We start from the raw sequence: 17,870 nt of genomic DNA, 5'->3' as shown, positions 1-17,870 counted from the left end.
GGCCGGGGCGCCAGGCCACCGGACCACCGGGCCAGGGGCCACCGTCGCCGCCGGCCACCCCGCCGCCGGGGCGCCATCGACCGGCCGGGAGGCGGTCGGGCGGGCGGTAAACTCTGGCGGATGCACGCTTCCGCCGCCGAGGGCGCCCGTACTGGCGAGACGCTGCGCGCCGCGCTGGCCGGGTTGGTCGATGGGTTGTCGGCCCGGCAGGCCGCGCAGGCTACGGGGCGGCTGATCGAGAACTACCGGGGGCGGACCCCGACCGACGCGCCCGTGCTGCGCGACCGTGCCGACGTCGTCGCCTACGCCGCGTATCGGATGCCCGCGACGTTCGAGGCCGTGCGCTCGGCGCTGGCCGCCTTTCGGGTGGGGGCGCCGGGGTGGAGTCCCGGCTCGCATGTCGACATCGGCGGCGGCACCGGCGCGGCCACGTGGGCGACCGCCGCGGCCTGGCCGGACGCGGAGCGCGCCACCACCGTGCTGGACTGGGCCGAGCCCGCGCTCGCGCTCGGCCGGGAGCTGGCCGGCGGTGCGGCGGTCGAGGCGCTGCGGGAGGTGCGCTGGCAGCGCCAGGTCATCGGCGACGGGCTCGCCATCCCCGACGGGACCGACCTGATCACCGTCTCGTACGTGCTCGGCGAGCTCACCGCCGCCGACCGCCACGCCGTCGTCGACGAGGCGGCCCGGGCCGCTCAGGCCGTGGTGCTGATCGAGCCCGGCACCCCGGACGGCTACCTCCGTATCCGCGAGGCGCGGGAGCGGCTGCTGGCGGCGGGGCTGCGCGTGGTGGCGCCGTGCCCGCACAGCGCACAGTGCCCGATCGAGCCCGGTGCGGACTGGTGCCACTTCGCGGCCCGGGTCAGCCGGTCCTCCCTGCACCGGCAGGTGAAGGGCGGTTCGCTGCCGTACGAGGACGAGAAGTTCGCGTACGTCGCGGCCGCCCGCTTCCCCGCCGCGCCCGCGGCCGCCCGCGTGGTGCGCCGCCCGCAGCTCCGCAAGGGCCAGGTGCTGCTCGACCTCTGCACACCCGACGCGGGCTTGCGCCGCGAGACGGTCACCAAGCGCCAGGGCCCCCGCTACCGCACCGCCCGCGACGCCGACTGGGGCGACGCCTGGCCGGGCGCGGACGGCGACTGACCGCCCCGCTGCCCCATTTGCGCGGGATTACGGCACCTTCACGACACACCTACCGTAATCGACCGGACACGCACGGAAATGGAACCAGGGTGCGGCCGAACCTACCGAACCGTTAACCTGCCCCGAAGGCGACGTGTACAGCACAACGACCGAATGCCTTCGGGGGGAAATGTGTCATTCGAAGAGGAATGGGCTCAGCTGCGGGCCGAGGCGGCACAGCAGTCGGACACCCACATGCGGCTCAACCAACTGCACAGCCGCCCGGCGAGCGGCGGCCAGGGCGACCTCAGCGTGCACGCGAAGGATCTAGCGGCCATCGGAGACGCCGCCTTCACGCTGTACGGGCGCCTCGAAAACGACGGCGACCACGCGAAGGTGGCCAGCGGCAAGGCGGCCAAGGAGCTGACGGACGACTTCGCCGTCGGATCGGCGCTCACCGATGTCGTCGAGAAGTGGAAGAAGCAGGTCGATTCCCTTCTGGAGGCGTGCGCCCACATCTCGAACCACCTCGACTACACCCAAAAGGCGCATGCGGGGGACGAGTACCACATCGCCACCTCGCTGAGCATCTCCAAAATCGACGAGAACTTCCGCTAGGGGGCGGCGCGTATGAAGTTCGAGGCCCTTTTGTCAGGTAATTTCGCGAGCCTCGGGGTGGCCGTCACCGACTGGGGACAGATGCTCACCAAGCTCACCGACCTGGCCGACGACGCGGACACCCAGCTCAGCAAGCGGGCGGAGAAGGCCAACTGGGCCGGCGAGAACGCCGCGGTCTCCCGGATTTTCGTGGCGAAGACCGCGAAGGAGTTTCGGGACGCGGTCAAGGAAGCCACCAGCATCCACAGCATCCTCCGGGACGCCCGCGATGATCTCATCAAGTACCGGGAAGAGCTCAAGACGCGGATCGACACCGCCCAGCGCGAGCGCAATCTCACCGTGAAGCCCGCCGGTGACGGCTGGACCGCCAGCATGAACATCCACCCCGACCGGGCCGGAAAGGGCACTCAGCTGCCGGAACACGCTCAGGGCGACGTCGACGCCCTGAGCGCGGACATCAAGCGGATCCTCAAGAATGCCACCGAGGTGGACAACGCCGCCGCCACGGCGCTCCGCACGCTGGTGGACAGCACCCCGTACGGCTTCGCCGACGCCAAGTACACCTCCCTCGACCAGGCCGAAGACGCACTCAAGAAGGCCGACGCGGCCCTCAAGCTGGCAGAAAAAGGAGACAAGCTCTCCAACAAGGAGCTGGCGAACCTCAACAAGCTGTTTCGGAACAACGGCGATGATCCGTTGTTCGCGGAGCGCTTCGCGACCAAGCTCGGCCCCAAAGGCACGCTGGACTTCTACACCGACGTGGCCAATTCACAGCAGTTCAGCCGCTCTCCCAGGGATCAGGGCGGGCTGCCCAAGGACCTCAAGGAGCGCATGAAGCTCCTGGGCGGGCTCGAGGACAGCCTGGGCACCACCCTCGCCACGGCGACCCAGTCGGGAAGCCCCGCGATGGAGAAATGGGAGGACGGCATCATCGCGGCCGGCGGAAAGTCCGTGGGCCACACCGGTCAGGGCGTCTACGGCTTCCAGGCCATGAGCAATCTGCTGCGACACGGCAAGTTCGAGTCGGAATTCCTGCTGCAGTACGGGAAGGAACTCACCAGTTTCGAGAAGGAGCACACGCAGGACAAGTACAGCGGCCAGCGCAATCCCCGCACACTTCGTGAAGACGTGCTCCCGTGGGAGAGGGACAGCGATCCCTTCCAGCTGCACTACGGCGCGGCGAACGACGCCGGAGCGGATCCGATGACGGGCTTCATGGAAGCACTCGGCCACAACCCCGACGCCTCCACAGAGTTCTTCAAGGACGACAGCAACTTCGACTACTTCACCGAGGAACGGAAGTGGCCCGAGGACCACGCGGATCTGGACGCCAAGAAAGTCGCTGGGTACACGGCGCTGGGACACGCACTGGAATCCGGCACGATGGGCGTGGCCTACGACGATCCCCACCCGCAGCTCCACCGCGACGCGGACACGGCGGCAGTGGCGGAGAAGGTCATCGAGCTCTACGGCCGGGAGGCCGACGGCAACGACGACAAGCAGACGCTGGAGAACGGCGCCCAACTCATGCACCACCAAGACGGAATCGGGAAGAGCCTCGGCCGTATCGGCGCCGCGTACATCGACGACCTCAACTGGGGACTGGACGGAAGCGACGACGATCGGTCCCTCTTCGCCCAGGACGGGACGGGGCGTTCCCCTCGGGACCGCGCGCACTTCGACACGGAGAAGTCGCTGAGGTTTTTGGGAACACTCGGCCAGGACCCTGACGCCTACGCCGACATCGGGGCCGCCCAACAGGCATACACCACCTCGGTACTCGATGCGCATCCGCCGACCCTCGAAGCCGACGGTGATGTCTCCTCCGCCGACGCGGAAACAGCGATCACAACGGGGGCGGAAGTCCAAGGAGCCATCGACAGGGGACGTGGCGATCAGATCAAGGCCGAGGGTGCTGCACGGGATGAGGCGTACAACGCCGCGGTCGACCGCCGGGTCGGAAACGAGAAGGCAGTTTACCGCGCGATCACGGGCGGCGTTCTCGGCATGGTGCCCAAGCCGGATGAGGGGGCTGCCAAGCTTCTGGTGCCCCTCGGTTTCACCGCGACCGAACACACCATCAATCAGAACATGCTCAACAACCTGGATGGCTACGCCAAGTCCCAGCACCGCGACCTTTCCGCCGTCTATCAGGGTGACGTCAGCCGGCTTTATGACGTGGGGGTCGAGGCATCATGGCAGCCCGGGCGCAGCACCTTGGAAGAGATCAACGCAAGCGGAAACTACTCCGACGAGCAATACCGTGAGCTCAAGAAAAATCTCATGGCAGCACAAAAGCTTGGCTATGCGACGGGAAGCCACGCCCAAGAGTTCGCCGGCAACCTGCCCGTGACAGATTGAGAGAAGATCTCGCGATGGACACCCGCAAGATGAGGCGGAACCAACTGCTGCTGTTTCTCTTCACGGCAGGAATTTTGGTGGCCACAGTCCTCGTGCAGTCAGCCAAGAACTCCCCAGATGAGGAAAGTTTCCTTACGCCGGACACTGTGTGCGACAGCGCGCTGAACAAGCGGGCCGCCAGGAGCTTGGAGGCCCTCTCGGGAGGGGTCAGTATATTCGAGGATTCCACCGTGGACGACTCGGCTCTCCTTTCTTTTCCCAAAGTCGCCGTTGCCCTCGTCAGCGACGCGGGAAAGACCGGCAGGCGGACGATACACCGACTGTGCGATGCGGAGTCCCCCGGAGGGAGCAACGCCCTTCTCACCATCGATTTCGCATGGGGAAAGGGCAAGGGAATGGGCTCGTTCCCAACGCGGGGCGAACCGATGCAATTCAAGGAGTTCGACGCCTTGATCTTCCCAGACGCATACAACGCCATGACTGGATTCCCATGCCCGGTCGACGGTAAAGCGTCCAGCCAGAACGACGGGGCCCTTTTGCAGGTGGTGGCGGGTGCTTTGATTACCGAGTCAGCCAGAGAGTACAAGGAAGCTGCTTACATCCTGCACTCCGCATCCGTAAAAATGGCCGAGGAGATGGGCTGCCTCAAGGAAAGCGGTTTGCCGAAGAGGCTCGACCAGCTGACCCTCGTCCCCACCAAGGCCACGGAGGAGTGATCGCCCTGTGTGCCCCAGAGGACCTGCGCCGCGAGGGCCCCGGTCAGGCTCCGACGTAGGCCGCCAGGTGCTCGCCCGTGAGCGTGGCCCGCGCGGCGACGAGATCCGCCGGGGTGCCCTCGAAGACGATCCTCCCGCCGTCGTGGCCGGCGCCGGGGCCGAGGTCGACGATCCAGTCGGCGTGTGCCATGACCGCCTGGTGGTGTTCGACGACGATGACCGACTTGCCGGCGTCGACGAGCCGGTCGAGCAGGCTGAGCAGCTGCTCGACATCGGCGAGGTGAAGGCCGGCGGTCGGCTCGTCGAGGACGTACACGCCGCCCTTGTCGGCCATGTGGGTGGCCAGCTTGAGCCGCTGCCGCTCGCCGCCGGAGAGCGTGGTGAGCGGCTGGCCGAGGGTGAGGTAGCCGAGTCCGACGTCGGCGAGGCGGCCGAGGATGCGGTGCGCGGCCGGGGTGCGCGCCTCGCCGGTGCCGAAGAACTCCTCGGCCTCGGTCACCGACATCGCCAGCACCTCGCTGATGTCGCGGCCTCCGAGGTGGTAGTCGAGCACCGAGGCGTCGAACCGCCTTCCCTCGCAGTCCTCGCAGGTGGTGGAGGTGCCGGCCATCATCCCGAGGTCCGTGTACACGACGCCGACGCCGCCGCAGGTGGGGCAGGCGCCCTCGGAGTTGGCGCTGAACAGCGCCGGTTTCACGCCGTTGGCCTGCGCGAACGCCTTGCGGATCGGGTCGAGCAGCCCGGTGTACGTCGCCGGGTTGCTCCGCCGGGAGCCGCGGATCGCGCCCTGGTCGACGGACACCACACCCTCATCCGCAGGAATCGACCCGTGCACGAGGGAGCTCTTGCCGGAGCCCGCCACTCCGGTGACCACGCAGAGCACCCCGAGCGGGATGTCGACGTCGACGCCCTGAAGGTTGTGGGTGCTCGCGCCGCGGATGGGCAGCGTGCCGGTGGGCTTCCGTACCGTCTCCTTGAGTGCGGCCCGGTCGTCGAAGTGGCGCCCGGTGACGGTGCCACCGGCCCGCAGCCCCTCGACGGTGCCCTCGAAGCAGACGGTGCCGCCCGCCGTACCGGCGCCGGGGCCGAGGTCGACGACGTGGTCGGCGATCTCGATCACCTCCGGCTTGTGCTCGACGACGAGCACCGTGTTGCCCTTGTTCCGCAGCCGCAGCAGCAGCCCGTTCATCCGCTGGATGTCATGGGGGTGCAGACCGGTGGTGGGCTCGTCGAAGACATACGTCACATCGGTGAGCGAGGAGCCGAGGTGGCGGATCATCTTGGTGCGCTGTGCCTCGCCGCCCGAGAGCGTGCCCGCCGGCCGGTCGAGCGAGAGATAGCCGAGGCCGATCTCCACGAAGGAGTCGAGGGTCTGCTGCAACGCGGTGAGCAGCGGCGTCACCGACGGTTCCTTGAGGCCGCGGACCCATTCCGCCAGGTCGCTGATCTGCATCGCGCAGGCGTCGGCGATGCTGATCTTCTTGATCTTCGACGACCGGGCGCCCTCGCTGAGCCGGGTGCCGTCGCACTCGGGGCAGACGGTGAAGGTGACCGCCCGCTCCACGAACTCCCGGATATGCGGCTGCATCGCCTCCTTGTCCTTGGAGAGCATCGACTTCTGGATCCGCGGGATCAGCCCCTCGTAGGTCATGTTGATGCCCGCGATCTTCATCCTGGTCGGCTCGCGGTGAAGGAAGTCCTGCAGCTCCTTCTCCGTGAACCTGCGGATGGGCTTGTCCGGGTCGAAGAAACCCGACTCGATGTAGAGCCGGGAGTTCCAGCCGCCGCCCTTGTAGCCGGGGACGGTGATCGCGCCCTCGGCGAGCGACTTGGAGTCGTCGTAGAGCTGGGTCAGGTCGAGGTCGGTGACCGAACCCCGGCCCTCGCAGCGTACGCACATACCGCCGGTGCGGTTGAAGGTCGCTTTCACCGCCTTCTTCGCACCGCGCTCGACGGTGATCGCGCCGCTCGCCCGGACCGAGGGGACGTTGAAGGCGTATGCGCTGGGCGGGCCGATATGCGGCTTGCCGAGCCGACTGAAGAGGATGCGCAGCATCGCGTTGGCGTCGGTGGCGGTGCCGACCGTGGAGCGGGGGTCGGCGCCCATCCGCTGCTGGTCGACGGTGATCACCGTGGTCAGCCCGTCGAGGACGTCGACCTCAGGCCGCGCGAGCGTCGGCATGAAGCCCTGTACAAAGGCGCTGTAGGTCTCGTTGATCAGCCGCTGCGACTCCGCGGCGATCGTGTTGAACACCAGTGAGCTCTTGCCCGAACCGGAGACGCCGGTGAACACCGTCAGCCGCCGCTTCGGGAGCTCGATGCTGACGTCCTTGAGGTTGTTCTCGCGCGCACCGTGCACGCGGATCAGATCGTGGCTGTCGGCAGCGTGCGGCGCGGCGGGCGGCTGCGGATCCGTCTTCTTGGCCATGCTCATGGTGTCTCCGTCTTTCTGTTGCGCGAGTGCGCGACCCCGTCCTATTGACGTCGGACGGGGTCGCGTGCGCAAGGAGCGAGGTCAGCGCAGTTCGTTGATGCGGATCAGATTGCCCGCGGGGTCGCGGAAGGCGCAGTCGCGCACACCGTACGGCTGATCGATCGGCTCCTGGACGACCTCGGCATCGCCGGCCTGAAGCCGGGCGAAGACGCCGTCGAGGTCGGCGGTGGCCAGGGTGAGGCGGGCGTAGGTGCCCTTGTCCATCATCGAGACGATGGTGCCGCGCTCGTCGTCGGTGATGGCCGGGTCGGTGGCCGGCGGCTCCAGGACGATGGAGGTGTCGGGCCGACCGGCGGGGCCGACCGTGATCCAGCGCATTTTGCCCTGCCCGACGTCCTTGCGGACCTCGAAGCCGAGGGTGTCGCGGTAGAAGGCCAGGGAGGCGTCGGGGTCGTGGTGCGGGAGGAAGGTCCAGTGAATGGTGAGGTCCATGGCGTCATGTGTGGTGGCGTTGCTCATGGCATTCACGCTAGCCACGGCCCCGTGACCCAGGCTTCTCCATTCCTGATCGGTTCCTGGATCGGTTCCTGGACCGGTTCCTGGACCGGCTCCCGGACCGGCTCCTTGTGCGAAACTCCTCGAATGAAACGGCTGGACCTCGACGACCTCGTACGGCTGCGGCAGGCCCGTGACCGGATGGACCGCGACTACGCCGAGCCGCTCGACGTCCCGGCGCTGGCGCAGGGCGCCCTGATGTCGCCGGGCCACTTCTCCCGCAGCTTCCGCGCCGCCTTCGGCGAGACGCCGTACAGCTATCTGATGACTCGCCGTATCGAGCGGGCCAAGGCGCTGCTGCGGCGCGGCGACCTCACGGTGACCGAGGTCTGCTTCGCGGTCGGCTGTACGTCGCTGGGGTCGTTCAGCTCGCGCTTCACCGAGCTGGTCGGCGAGAGCCCGAGCGCGTACCGGGCCCGCAGCCATGACCATGCCGCCGCCATCCCGGCGTGCATCGCCAAGATCCACACGCGGCCGATCAGGAACGCGGAGGCGGGTCGCGCCCCTCGGTCGTAGCGTGATGGATATGGAGATCACGCTTTCCACCTGCTTCATCGCCGTCGACGACCACGACAAGGCGATCGCCTTCTACCGCGATGCGCTCGGCCTCGAGGTGCGCAACGACGTCGAGTACGAGGGGATGCGCTGGGTGACCGTCGGATCGCCCGCGCAGCCGGGTGTGAGCATCGTCCTGGAACCGCCGCTCGCCGACCCGAACGCCTCACCGGCCGACAGACAGACCATGGCGGAGCTGATGGCCAAGGGCCTGCTGCGCGGTGTCATCTTCTCCACGGACGACTGCGACGCCACCTTCGAGCGCGTCAAGGCCACCGGGGCCGAGGTGCTGCAGGAGCCCATGGACCAGTTCTACGGACTGCGCGACTGCGCCTTCCGCGACCCGGCGGGCAATCTGCTGCGCTTCACCCAGCCGCTCGAGAAGTGAGCCCTGAGTCGGGCCCGGCTCAGGGTTCCGGCGTCGCGGCCCGCAGCGCCCGCGCCAGCGCCGTACCCGCCGCCGCGCGCGGGGCGCTGTCGGCCGGGCGGCGGCGCGGGTGCACGGTGTTGGCCAGCAGCACCAGATACGACGACGTGGCCCGGTCCAGCACCAGGCTGGTGCCCGTGAAGCCGGTGTGGCCCGCCGCGCCCCGGCCCGCCAGCTCGCCCATGAACCAGGGCCGATCGACCTCGAACCCCAGCCCCGGCGCGGCCAGCATCAGCTCGACGGACTCCGGCCGCAGCACGGGCGGGCCCCCGCCCAGCAGGGCGCGGCACAGCAGCGTCAGATCCGCGGCCGTGGAGAAGAGCCCGGCGTGGCCCGCGACGCCGCCCAGGGCGTAGGCGTTCTCGTCGTGGACGACGCCCCGCAGCATGCCGCGGTCGAGCTTGGCCCAGGGGCGCCGCTGGTCCTCGGTGGCGGCGATACGGGGCAGCCAGGCGCGGGGCGGGCGGTAGCGGGTGGCGGTCATGCCGAGGGGGCGGGTGATGTCGTCGCGTACGAGGTGGGCCAGGGAGCGGCCGGTCACCCGCTCCACGACGCGCTGGAGCAGCAGGAAGTTCAGATCGGAGTAGCGGCGGGCGGTGCCGGGGGCGGTGGTCGGGGGTTCGGCGTGCAGCCGCGCCAGCCGCTGTTCGTGGCTGTCGTAGTCGTACAGCGGGAGTTCGGGCAGCAGCCCGGAGGTGTGGGTGAGCAGCTGCCGTACGGTGATGCCGTGTTCGGCGGCGGCCGTGAACTCGGAGGCGTACGCGGCGACCCGGCCGTCCAGGTCGAGCTCGGCGCGCTCGACGCACCGCACCGCGACGATCGTGGTGAACAGCTTGGTCAGCGAGGCAAGGTCGAAAACGGTGTCCGGCTCCTCGCCCCGCCCGGCCCGCATCGGCACCCACCGCTCGCGCGGCAGCTCCACGCCGCGGTCCGTGGCCTCGTCGTACGCCGCGTACCGCACCGCCCAGCCGAAGGCCTCCTCGACGAGCACGTCCGGGCCCCGCCCGGCGGCCACGACCACCCCGGCACACCAGGGGCGCTCCCCCTCGGGAAGCGCCCCCACAGCTTGGATCAGCTCGTTCAGGTTGTCGTGCGCTGCTGCCACGGACGGCACAGTGCCACGAAGCAGACCACGGCCACCAGCGCACACACCAGCTGGACCACCGTCATCGGCACGGCCGTGTGCTCGCCCGCGATGCCCACCAGCGGGGAGGCGATGGCGCCGACGAGGAAGGAGGAGGTACCCAGCAGCGCGGACGCGGAGCCGGCCGCGTGCTTGGTGCGCATCAGCGCCTGGGTGTTGGTGTTGGGCATGACCAGGCCCATCGCGGACATCAGCACGAACAGCCCGGCGGCGATCGGTACGAGGCCGACGTCGCCGAAGACCCCGGTGGCCATCAGGCACAGCGCGACGGCCGACAGGGTGATCGCGGCGAGGCCGACGGCCAGGGCCGCGTCCAGGCTGACCCGCCCGGCCAGCACCTTGCCGTTGAGCTGTCCGACGCCGACCAGGCCGATCGAGTTGATCCCGAAGAGCAGGCTGAAGGTCTGCGGGGAGGCGCCGTAGATCTCCTGGACGACGAAGGCGGAGCCGGACACATAGGCGAAGAGGGCGGCGAAGGCGAAGCTGCCCGCGAGCATGTAGCCGGTGAAGACGCGGTCGGCGAGCAGCCCGCGCATGGTGTGCAGCGCCTGGCCGACGCCGCCGCGGTGGCGCTGCTCGGGCGGCAGGGTCTCGTGCAGATAGCGCCAGACGACGAGGGTGAGCAGCACGCCGACGACGGTCAGTACGACGAAGACGCCGCGCCAGTCGGTGATGCGGAGGATCTGGCCGCCGAGGAGGGGGCCGGCGACGGGCGCGACGCCGGAGATCAGCATGAGGGTGGAGAAGAAGCGGGCCATCTCGGCGCCGTCGTACAGGTCGCGGACGACCGCGCGGGAGATCACGATGCCCGCGGCCCCGGCGAGCCCCTGGAGCAGCCGGAAGGCGATCAGCAGTTCGACGTTGGGCGCGAAGGCGCAGATGGCGGTGGCGACGACGTAGATCACCATGCCGATGAGGAGGGGGCGGCGGCGCCCCCACTTGTCGCTCATGGGGCCCACGACCAGCTGGCCGAGCGCCATGCCCGCCAGACAGGCGGTGAGGGTGAGCTGGACGGTGGCGGCGGAGCTGTGCAGCGCGCCGGTGACCTCGGGCAGGGCCGGGAGGTACATGTCCATGGACAGCGGCGGGAGGGCGTTGAGCCCGCCGAGGACGAGGGTGACGATCAGGCCGGCGCGGCGGGCGCTGCGCGGCGCGGGGCCCGCGGAAGGGGCGGCGGCGGTGCGGGGGGTGGACTCGGGGACGGGTATGGATCTGTGGTCGGGGACGGTCGGGTGGCCTGACGGCGGCATTCAGCTCTCCGTGAGTTGTTGAGTCTTCTCTATGCTCTCAGCAATTCGTTGTGGTCATGACCGGCTTTTGTCCGGTGGGAGAGCGGAGTGAGCATGGGGATGGCCGAGAGTGTGCGGTGGGGGATTCTGGCGACGGGCGGGATCGCGGCGGCGTTCACGGCGGACCTGCTGGAGCTGGCGGACGCCCAGGTGGTGGCCGTCGGCTCCCGCTCCCAAGAGTCCGCGAAGCGCTTCGCCGAGCGGTTCGGGATACCGCGCGCGCACGGCAGTTGGGCGGAGCTCGCCGCCGACGAGGACGTGGACGTGGTGTACGTCGCCACCCCGCATTCGGCGCACCGCGTGGCGGCCGGGCTGTGCCTGGAGGCGGGGCGGGCGGTGCTGTGCGAGAAGGCGTTCACGCTCAATGTGCGGGAGGCGGCCGAGCTGGTCGATCTCGCCCGGGCCCGTAACGCCTTCCTGATGGAGGCGATGTGGACGTACTGCAATCCGGTCGTCCGGCGGATGACCGAGCTGGTCCGGGACGGCGCGATCGGCGACGTACGGGTGGTGCAGGCGGACTTCGGCCTGGCCGGGCCGTTCGACGCCGGACACCGGCTGCGCGACCCGACGCAGGGCGGCGGCGCGCTGCTCGACCTCGGGGTGTACCCGGTGTCCTTCGCGCAGCTGCTGCTGGGCGAGCCCGATGACATCCAGGCCAGGGCGCGGCTGGCCCCGGAGGGCGTGGACGAGAACACCGGGATGCTGCTGGGCTGGGACGGCGGCGCGACGGCGCTGCTGAGCTGCTCGCTCAACGCCGACACACCGCAGACCGCCTCCGTGACCGGGACGGCGGGCCGGATCGAGTTCCCGCGCGGCTTCTTCCACCCGGAGCGGTTCGTACTGCACCGGCCGGGGCGGGATCCGGAGGAGTTCACCGCGCAGGACGCGGACGCCGGTCTGCACGGGCTGCACGGGCTGCAGCACGAGGCGGCGGAGGTGATGCGCTGCCTGCGGGCGAGCGAGACGGAGTCCCCGCTGGTGCCGCTGGACGGCTCGCTCGCGGTGATGCGGACGCTGGACGCGGTGCGCGAGCGGATCGGCGTGCGATACGCCGCCGACGAGGGGTGAGCAGCCGCAGGATGAGGCCCGCTGCGGCGTCTGCCGCCGCGGGCCCCTCGGGCGCGACGTACGGGCCAACTCCGCTGGGCGACATGGTCCTGTTGCCGCGTGCGGGCATCGTCTCGCGCCTTCGGCGCACAGCGGCCGGCAGCGGGAAGGAGAGAGGGGCGCCGGGGGCATCGTCGCCGTCCAGCCCAAGGGGTCGTCACCGGCTCACGGGCGGGGGTCGGCGGATGGTCGCCCGAAGCGGTGTGCGCCGGTCCGGTTCGGGCCCTCCCCCCACCTGCTCTTAAAAAAGTGCTTGATCTGTATCAAGTAGTAGATCAAGCATGTTTTTTAGAGGGGGTGGGGGTCGGAAGGCCCGAAGACGGCACCGCCTGAAGTGGCGGTGCCGTCTTTCGCCTGCGGCCGACGCTGCGGCGTCGTTTCGCCGGCCGGTTCAGGCAGCGGCCGTCAGGCGTCCTGGAGGCCGGGGTTGCCGGCCTCGCTGACGAACGATGCCGCCGTGGTGAGCGGCGCGCCCGGCGCGGTGACTCCGGGGATCGTCTTGTAGTCGGCGCGGGCGGCTTCGCCGTCCAGGGTCAACGTCACATAGCCGCGGAGGCCGTTGTAGAACTTCATATGCGGGTTGGCCGCCATGTACGTGGCCCAGTTGGACGGCTTGTCGGAGCCGTCCTTGCCGCTGCTGATGGAGGTGCCGACGAACTCGACGCCCAGGGTGCGGGACGTGGGGTCGTTGAAGTCCTTCTTGATGTCGAAGGCGTAGTGGACGTGGACATCGCCGGTGAGGACGACGAAGTTCTCTATCCCGGCCGCCTCGACGCCCGCGAGGATCCGCTCACGGGAGGCGGGGTAGCCGTCCCAGGAGTCCATGCTGAGCTTGGAGCGGGCGGCGGTGGTGTTCTTCCGCTGGGAGAAGGTGACCTGCTGCGGAAGCACGTTCCAGGTGGCCTTGGAGCGCCGGAAGCCGTCGAGCAGCCAGCGCTCCTGGGCGGCGCCGGTGAGGGTGCGCGAGGGGTCCTCGGACTCGGGTCCCGGGTACTGCCAGCCGTCCCCGTACGCCTGGTTGGAGCGGTACTGGCGGGTGTCGAGGATGTCGAACTGGGCGAGCCTGCCGTAGTGGAAGCGGCGGTAGAGCCGCATATCGGGGCCGTCGGGCTGCTGGGGCATGCGCAGCGGCATGTTCTCCCAGTACGCGCGGTAGGCGGCGGCCCGGCGGATCAGGAACTCCTCCGGCGGGTTCCCGTTCTCGTCGACGTCGCCCGCGTAGTTGTTCTCGGTCTCGTGGTCGTCCCAGGTGACGTACCACGGGAAGGCGGCGTGCGCGGCCTGTAGGTCCTCGTCGGTCTTGTAGAGGGCGTAGCGCAGCCGGTACTGGTCGAGGGTGATGGTCTCGGTGTTGAAGAGGGCGGGCAGGGTGCGGTCGGTGTAGTTGCGCGCGCCGCCGGCCGCGTTGACGGCGTACTCGTACTGGTAGTCGCCGACGTGGAAGACGGCGTCCAGGTCCTCGCCCGCGAGGTGGCCGTAGGCGGTGAAGTAGCCGTCGTGGTACGCCTGGCAGGAGACCAGGCCGAAGCGGCCCTCGCGGACGTGGGCGCCGGTGGCGGGGGCGGTGCGGGTGCGGCCGGCGGGGCTGGTGAAGCGGCCGACGCGGAAGCGGTACCAGTAGACGCGGTCGGCGTCGAGGCCCTTGGCGTCGACGTGCACGGTGTAGTTGAACTCGGCGTGCGCGACGGTCTTGCCCTTGCGGACCACTCGTCTGAAGCGCTCGTCGTGGGCGATCTCCCAGCCCACGTACACGAAGCCCTCGTCGGGCAGGCCGTTGCCCGGCTCGTACGGGCGCGGGGCGAGTCTGGTCCACAGCACGACGGCGTCCGGCAGCGGATCGCCGGAGGCCACGCCGAGGGTGAAGGGGTCGTCGCTCAGGGCGTGCGAGGTCTGCTCGGTGGCGTGGGCGCTGGGCAGGTTGGTGCTGAAGGCGATGGCCGCGGCGGCCCCGGTGACGGTGAGGAAGCGGCGGCGGCCCAGGCGCGCTGCCGCGGCTCGTATGGCCTGCTGATGCGGGTGGTGTGCCATCTCTTGCTCTCCCCTGGCTCGTGGCGACTGGCTCGTGCGACTGGCTCGTGGCGTCCGGCTCGTGGCGTCCGGGTCGTGGCATCTGGCTGGTGCGTCAGAGGAATTGCACGGCCAACGGGCGGCCGCCCGCTAGCCTGTACACGTCATCAAGATGTCGGACGGGTGAGTTCCGCATCGGGATGGGACGTTTGACGCGATATGCCGCCGCCTTGGGCGATGTTGACGTCGCGTACGCTGCGGACCCATGAATGTCATGTCGAAGGTCGCGGTGGTGACCGGCGCCGGATCCGGGATCGGCCGGGCGGTGGCCCTCGAACTCGCCGACGCGGGCTGGTCGGTGGCCCTGGCCGGACGCCGCCGAGAAGCCCTCGCGGAGACGGAGCAACTGGCGGGCCGGGACGGGGCGGTGATCGCCGTACCGACCGACGTGACCCGCCCCGAGCAGATCGACGCGCTCTTCGCGGCGGTACGGGACCGCTTCGGCCGCCTGGACCTGCTGTTCAACAACGCCGGCAGCTTCGGGCCGCGGGAGGTGGCGCTGGACGAGTTGCGCCACGAGGACTGGCAGGCGGTGGTGGATGTCAATCTCACCGGCGCGTTCCTGTGTGCACAGGCCGCGTTCCGCCTGATGCGCGGCCAGGATCCGCAGGGCGGCCGGATCATCAACAACGGCTCGGTCTCGGCGCACGCCCCACGGCCGCGGAGCGTCGCCTACACCGCGACCAAGCACGCCCTGACCGGGCTGACCAAGTCGCTGTCGCTGGACGGGCGGCCGTACGGCATCGCATGCGGGCAGATCGACATCGGCAACGCGGCCACCGACATGACCGAGAGGATGCGCGCCGGCGTCCCGCAGGCGAACGGGGAGTCGGCGGTCGAGCCGGTGATGGACGTCGCCGACGTGGCTCGTACGGTGCGGCATATGGCGTCGCTGCCACTGGAGGCGAACGTGCAGTTCGCGACCGTGATGGCGACGGCGATGCCGTTCATCGGGCGGGGCTGACGGGCGAAGGATCGTCACTACGCGTACTTAACCAGTCACTTGATCCGATAATTCGATCAAGTGCCGATTTCACCCCTTAGGGCCAGTCGGCGGCCGGCCCCCGGGGGCCGGCCCGGGCTGTTCGCAGACCCGTTCGTATGGCATGGTCGTCCTCTCACCGCGCCGCCCATCACGCCGCTCACGACCGAAGAGAGACCGCCGTGCGTTCTCTGCCGCTCACGCTGGTCGCCCGCCTGCTGCCGGTCGCCGTACTCACCGCCGCGGGCGTGGCCATGACGACCGGCTCCGACTCGGACGCGCACCCCAAGCCCTCCGCGTCCTCCCCGCGCCCCTCCACGACGGCCACCGCGACCGCGTCGGCGGATCCCACCTCCGCCCCGACGTCGGACGGGCAGGGCGAGGGCACCGCCGAGCCGCGCTACCCCGAGCCCCCGGCCAAGCCCTGCGGCACCCTCCCGGCCGGCACCGTCAAGGACCTGGTGCCGGAGGCCGAGACGGCCGGCACCCAGCTCAAGACGAGCGACGCCACCCGCCGCTCGGGCTGCTCCTGGCACGCACTAAGCGGATTCGACTACCGCTGGCTGGATATCACCTACGACGTATCGGCATCGGCGCCCGCGCGCGCCCGGACGGCGCAGGGCAGCGGTCCGAGCACCGCCGTGCCCGGCCTCGGTGACCAGGCGTCGGTGAGCCTGAACGTCACGACCGATGACAAGCAGCGCATACGCGAGGCGGTCGTGGTCGCACGCGACGCCAACGCGGTGGTCACCGTGACCTACAACGGCGGCGACTTCGAGACAAACGAGGCGGCGGGCACCGAGGAGATACGCAAGGGCGCGATCACCGCCGCGAAGACGGCCCTCGCCGCGCTCAACGGCTGAGCACCGCGCTCGACGGCTGAGCACCACGCTCGCTCGACGGCCGACCCGCCGTTCCATGGACCATCACGCCCCCATCCGCAAGGCCATAGGGCAGAAGGTGGCATGAAGTCTCCATGTGCTTGAGACCGACGTCCGCCATGCGCGACGATCGCCTACCAATGGTGACTACAGCATCATCGGAACCGCTCTGAACAGCTCGGAAGCTGCAATTAGCCCCACCCCGGTGCCCTTAGGGGTGCCGATCTCTGCTCAGCTGGACCTTTCGGTGTCGTTTGGGCGCCTTTTGGTGCCGGCGTGGATGAGAGGAGCTCGAAGGTGATCGTTACGGGGGAGGACGCAATGCCGATCAAGGTCCTGATCGCCGATGGACATGCCCTGGCCCGGCTGGGGCTGTTAACTCTGCTGAGCTCGGCCCCCGGGCTGCGCGCCGTCGGCGAGGCCGCCGACAGCGACGGCGCCCGCGCCCTGGCCGCCGCGCACAGCCCGGACGTCATTCTCATGGACATCTCCCTTCCGCATCTCGGAGGAATCGCCACCACCCAGCACATCGTGGAGGCCGCGCGCGCCCGGCCACCCCGCGTCATCGTCACCGCCTCGGTGGTCAGCGACGACGAGATCCAGTCCGCACTGCGCGTGGGCGCCGCCGGGATCCTGCTCAAGGACACCTCACCGCAGAAGACGATCGCCTCGATCAGCGCGGTCGCCACCGGCGATATGGCCTTCTCGCCCAGCGTGATGGAGCGGCTGATCGACGCCTACACCTATCGCGCGACGGCCACCGAGACCGCGGGGTCGACCCTGGCCATGCTGACCATGCGGGAGACCGAGGTGCTGCGGCATGTCGCCAAGGGCCGTAGCAACTCCGCCATCGCACGGGAGCTCAAGATCAGTGAGGCGACCGTGAAGACCCATCTGAACCGGGCGATGACCAAACTGGGCATCACCAGCCGGGCCCAGGCCGTGGCGCTGGGCTATGAGTGCGGTCTGGTCGTTCCCTCCCAGCCCCAGCGGGTCGCCTGAGGGTGTCGCGCTGCTGACCGATTCCGACTGTTCTCCCTCTTCATGACGGGCCTGCCCCGGCGGACGGCCGACGACCGGTGACGGCGTCTTGGGCCGCCGGGGCGGCGCCACGCCCTCCCGCGTCAACACAGCGCTCACTCCCGCTCCGCCACCTCCTTGATCCGGGCCAGCGTCGTACGCATCCCCTCGACCATCAGCCGCTCCCGCCGGAACCCCACCAGGCCGCTGGCGTCGACCGCCCGGATCAGCAGATGGGGGCGGCCGACGTGTTCCCGCCACTCGGTCAGCACGACGCCGTCGCCATCGTCATCGCCGTCGCCGTCGGGTTCGATCCGATAGCCCCACCGCACCTTCGACTGCGCGACCTCGAATGCGAACACCTTCCCTTCCTCGCACTCCACGACCGTGCAGTCGGTGGTCCAGAAGATGAGCCCACGCCGGTTGCGGCCGCGGAACCGGGCCCCGAGGGCAGGCCCGGACGCCGGGGCCACCCAGCGTCCGCCCTTGCACTCGGGGCTGAACCGGCCCATGCCGGTGACATCGGAGACCAGCCGCCACACCCGCTCGGGTGGGGCAGCGATGGTGATCGAGACCTCGTCCACTGCGCGCCCGCCTC

The 17,870-nt window shown here is 69.6% G+C and carries 16 protein-coding genes; 10 read left to right on the top strand and 6 right to left on the bottom strand.

The window, feature by feature from the left end; genetic code table 11:
* Nucleotides 1–120: 120 nt before the first annotated feature.
* The 4 genes from ACWDSL_RS12865 to ACWDSL_RS12850 all read left to right on the top strand — a co-directional run bounded on the left by ACWDSL_RS12865 (nt 121) and on the right by ACWDSL_RS12850 (nt 4,811).
* Entirely contained in the window at nt 121–1,137 is a 1,017-nt protein-coding gene (locus ACWDSL_RS12865; protein ID WP_450484604.1) for a small ribosomal subunit Rsm22 family protein, read from the top strand.
* Nucleotides 1,138–1,308: 171 nt separating this feature from the next.
* Complete coding sequence (locus tag ACWDSL_RS12860) at nt 1,309–1,734, top strand: hypothetical protein (RefSeq protein WP_450484602.1); 426 nt, start codon at nt 1,309–1,311, stop codon at nt 1,732–1,734.
* A gap of 189 nt (nt 1,735–1,923) precedes the next feature.
* Nucleotides 1,924–4,095, top strand: coding sequence for a hypothetical protein (locus ACWDSL_RS12855; protein ID WP_450484600.1), 2,172 nt, complete (start codon nt 1,924–1,926; stop codon nt 4,093–4,095).
* A 14-nt stretch (nt 4,096–4,109) separates the two neighbouring features.
* Entirely contained in the window at nt 4,110–4,811 is a 702-nt protein-coding gene (locus tag ACWDSL_RS12850; RefSeq protein ID WP_450484598.1) for a hypothetical protein, read from the top strand.
* 43 nt (nt 4,812–4,854) lie between these two features.
* Here ACWDSL_RS12850 and ACWDSL_RS12845 read toward each other — a convergent pair whose 3' ends face one another.
* Both ACWDSL_RS12845 and ACWDSL_RS12840 read right to left on the bottom strand, forming a co-directional pair.
* A complete protein-coding gene (locus ACWDSL_RS12845; protein ID WP_450484596.1) occupies nt 4,855–7,245 on the bottom strand; it encodes an ATP-binding cassette domain-containing protein in 2,391 nt (796 codons plus the stop codon).
* Between the two features lie 81 nt (nt 7,246–7,326).
* Entirely contained in the window at nt 7,327–7,737 is a 411-nt protein-coding gene (locus ACWDSL_RS12840; protein WP_385626157.1) for a VOC family protein, read from the bottom strand.
* A gap of 150 nt (nt 7,738–7,887) precedes the next feature.
* On the opposite strand from ACWDSL_RS12840, the gene ACWDSL_RS12835 reads away from it, so the two are divergent.
* Together ACWDSL_RS12835 and ACWDSL_RS12830 are read left to right on the top strand one after the other, a co-directional pair.
* Nucleotides 7,888–8,316 (top strand): helix-turn-helix transcriptional regulator, encoded by a 429-nt coding sequence (locus ACWDSL_RS12835; protein ID WP_450484594.1) that lies wholly within the window; start codon nt 7,888–7,890, stop codon nt 8,314–8,316.
* A 10-nt stretch (nt 8,317–8,326) separates the two neighbouring features.
* Nucleotides 8,327–8,743 carry a VOC family protein gene (locus ACWDSL_RS12830; RefSeq protein ID WP_450484592.1) on the top strand — a complete coding sequence of 139 codons (417 nt, stop codon included), beginning with the start codon at nt 8,327–8,329 and terminating at the stop codon, nt 8,741–8,743.
* A gap of 19 nt (nt 8,744–8,762) precedes the next feature.
* Here ACWDSL_RS12830 and ACWDSL_RS12825 read toward each other — a convergent pair whose 3' ends face one another.
* Together ACWDSL_RS12825 and ACWDSL_RS12820 are read right to left on the bottom strand one after the other, a co-directional pair.
* Entirely contained in the window at nt 8,763–9,896 is a 1,134-nt protein-coding gene (locus tag ACWDSL_RS12825; protein WP_450484590.1) for a serine hydrolase domain-containing protein, read from the bottom strand.
* Nucleotides 9,863–11,176 carry a multidrug effflux MFS transporter gene (locus ACWDSL_RS12820; protein ID WP_450484588.1) on the bottom strand — a complete coding sequence of 438 codons (1,314 nt, stop codon included), beginning with the start codon at nt 11,174–11,176 and terminating at the stop codon, nt 9,863–9,865. The genes ACWDSL_RS12825 and ACWDSL_RS12820 overlap by 34 nt, the downstream gene beginning before the upstream one ends.
* A gap of 99 nt (nt 11,177–11,275) precedes the next feature.
* Between ACWDSL_RS12820 and ACWDSL_RS12815 the strand changes: the two genes are divergently transcribed.
* Nucleotides 11,276–12,283 (top strand): Gfo/Idh/MocA family protein, encoded by a 1,008-nt coding sequence (locus ACWDSL_RS12815; RefSeq protein WP_450484586.1) that lies wholly within the window; start codon nt 11,276–11,278, stop codon nt 12,281–12,283.
* 444 nt (nt 12,284–12,727) lie between these two features.
* On the opposite strand, the gene ACWDSL_RS12810 is transcribed toward ACWDSL_RS12815, so the two are convergent.
* Complete coding sequence (locus ACWDSL_RS12810; RefSeq protein ID WP_450484584.1) at nt 12,728–14,350, bottom strand: alkaline phosphatase D family protein; 1,623 nt, start codon at nt 14,348–14,350, stop codon at nt 12,728–12,730.
* A gap of 253 nt (nt 14,351–14,603) precedes the next feature.
* Here ACWDSL_RS12810 and ACWDSL_RS12805 point away from each other — a divergent pair, with 253 nt between their 5' ends.
* The 3 genes from ACWDSL_RS12805 to ACWDSL_RS12795 all read left to right on the top strand — a co-directional run bounded on the left by ACWDSL_RS12805 (nt 14,604) and on the right by ACWDSL_RS12795 (nt 17,254).
* Nucleotides 14,604–15,353, top strand: coding sequence for an SDR family oxidoreductase (locus ACWDSL_RS12805; RefSeq protein ID WP_450484612.1), 750 nt, complete (start codon nt 14,604–14,606; stop codon nt 15,351–15,353).
* Nucleotides 15,354–15,553: 200 nt separating this feature from the next.
* On the top strand, nt 15,554–16,234 hold the full coding sequence (locus ACWDSL_RS12800) for a hypothetical protein (protein WP_450484582.1): 681 nt from the start codon (nt 15,554–15,556) through the stop codon (nt 16,232–16,234).
* Between the two features lie 339 nt (nt 16,235–16,573).
* Nucleotides 16,574–17,254: a LuxR C-terminal-related transcriptional regulator gene (locus ACWDSL_RS12795; RefSeq protein ID WP_450484580.1), complete on the top strand. Its 681-nt coding sequence runs from the start codon at nt 16,574–16,576 to the stop codon at nt 17,252–17,254.
* 134 nt (nt 17,255–17,388) lie between these two features.
* On the opposite strand, the gene ACWDSL_RS12790 is transcribed toward ACWDSL_RS12795, so the two are convergent.
* Nucleotides 17,389–17,856, bottom strand: a complete 468-nt coding sequence (locus ACWDSL_RS12790) for an SRPBCC family protein (RefSeq protein ID WP_450484579.1) — start codon at nt 17,854–17,856, stop codon at nt 17,389–17,391.
* Nucleotides 17,857–17,870 lie beyond the last annotated feature (14 nt).

The sequence above is a fragment of the Streptomyces sp. NPDC000941 genome, from assembly GCF_053599555.1.
Note: the sequence above shows the minus strand (reverse complement) of the source record. Positions and strands in the feature narration are given on the sequence as shown.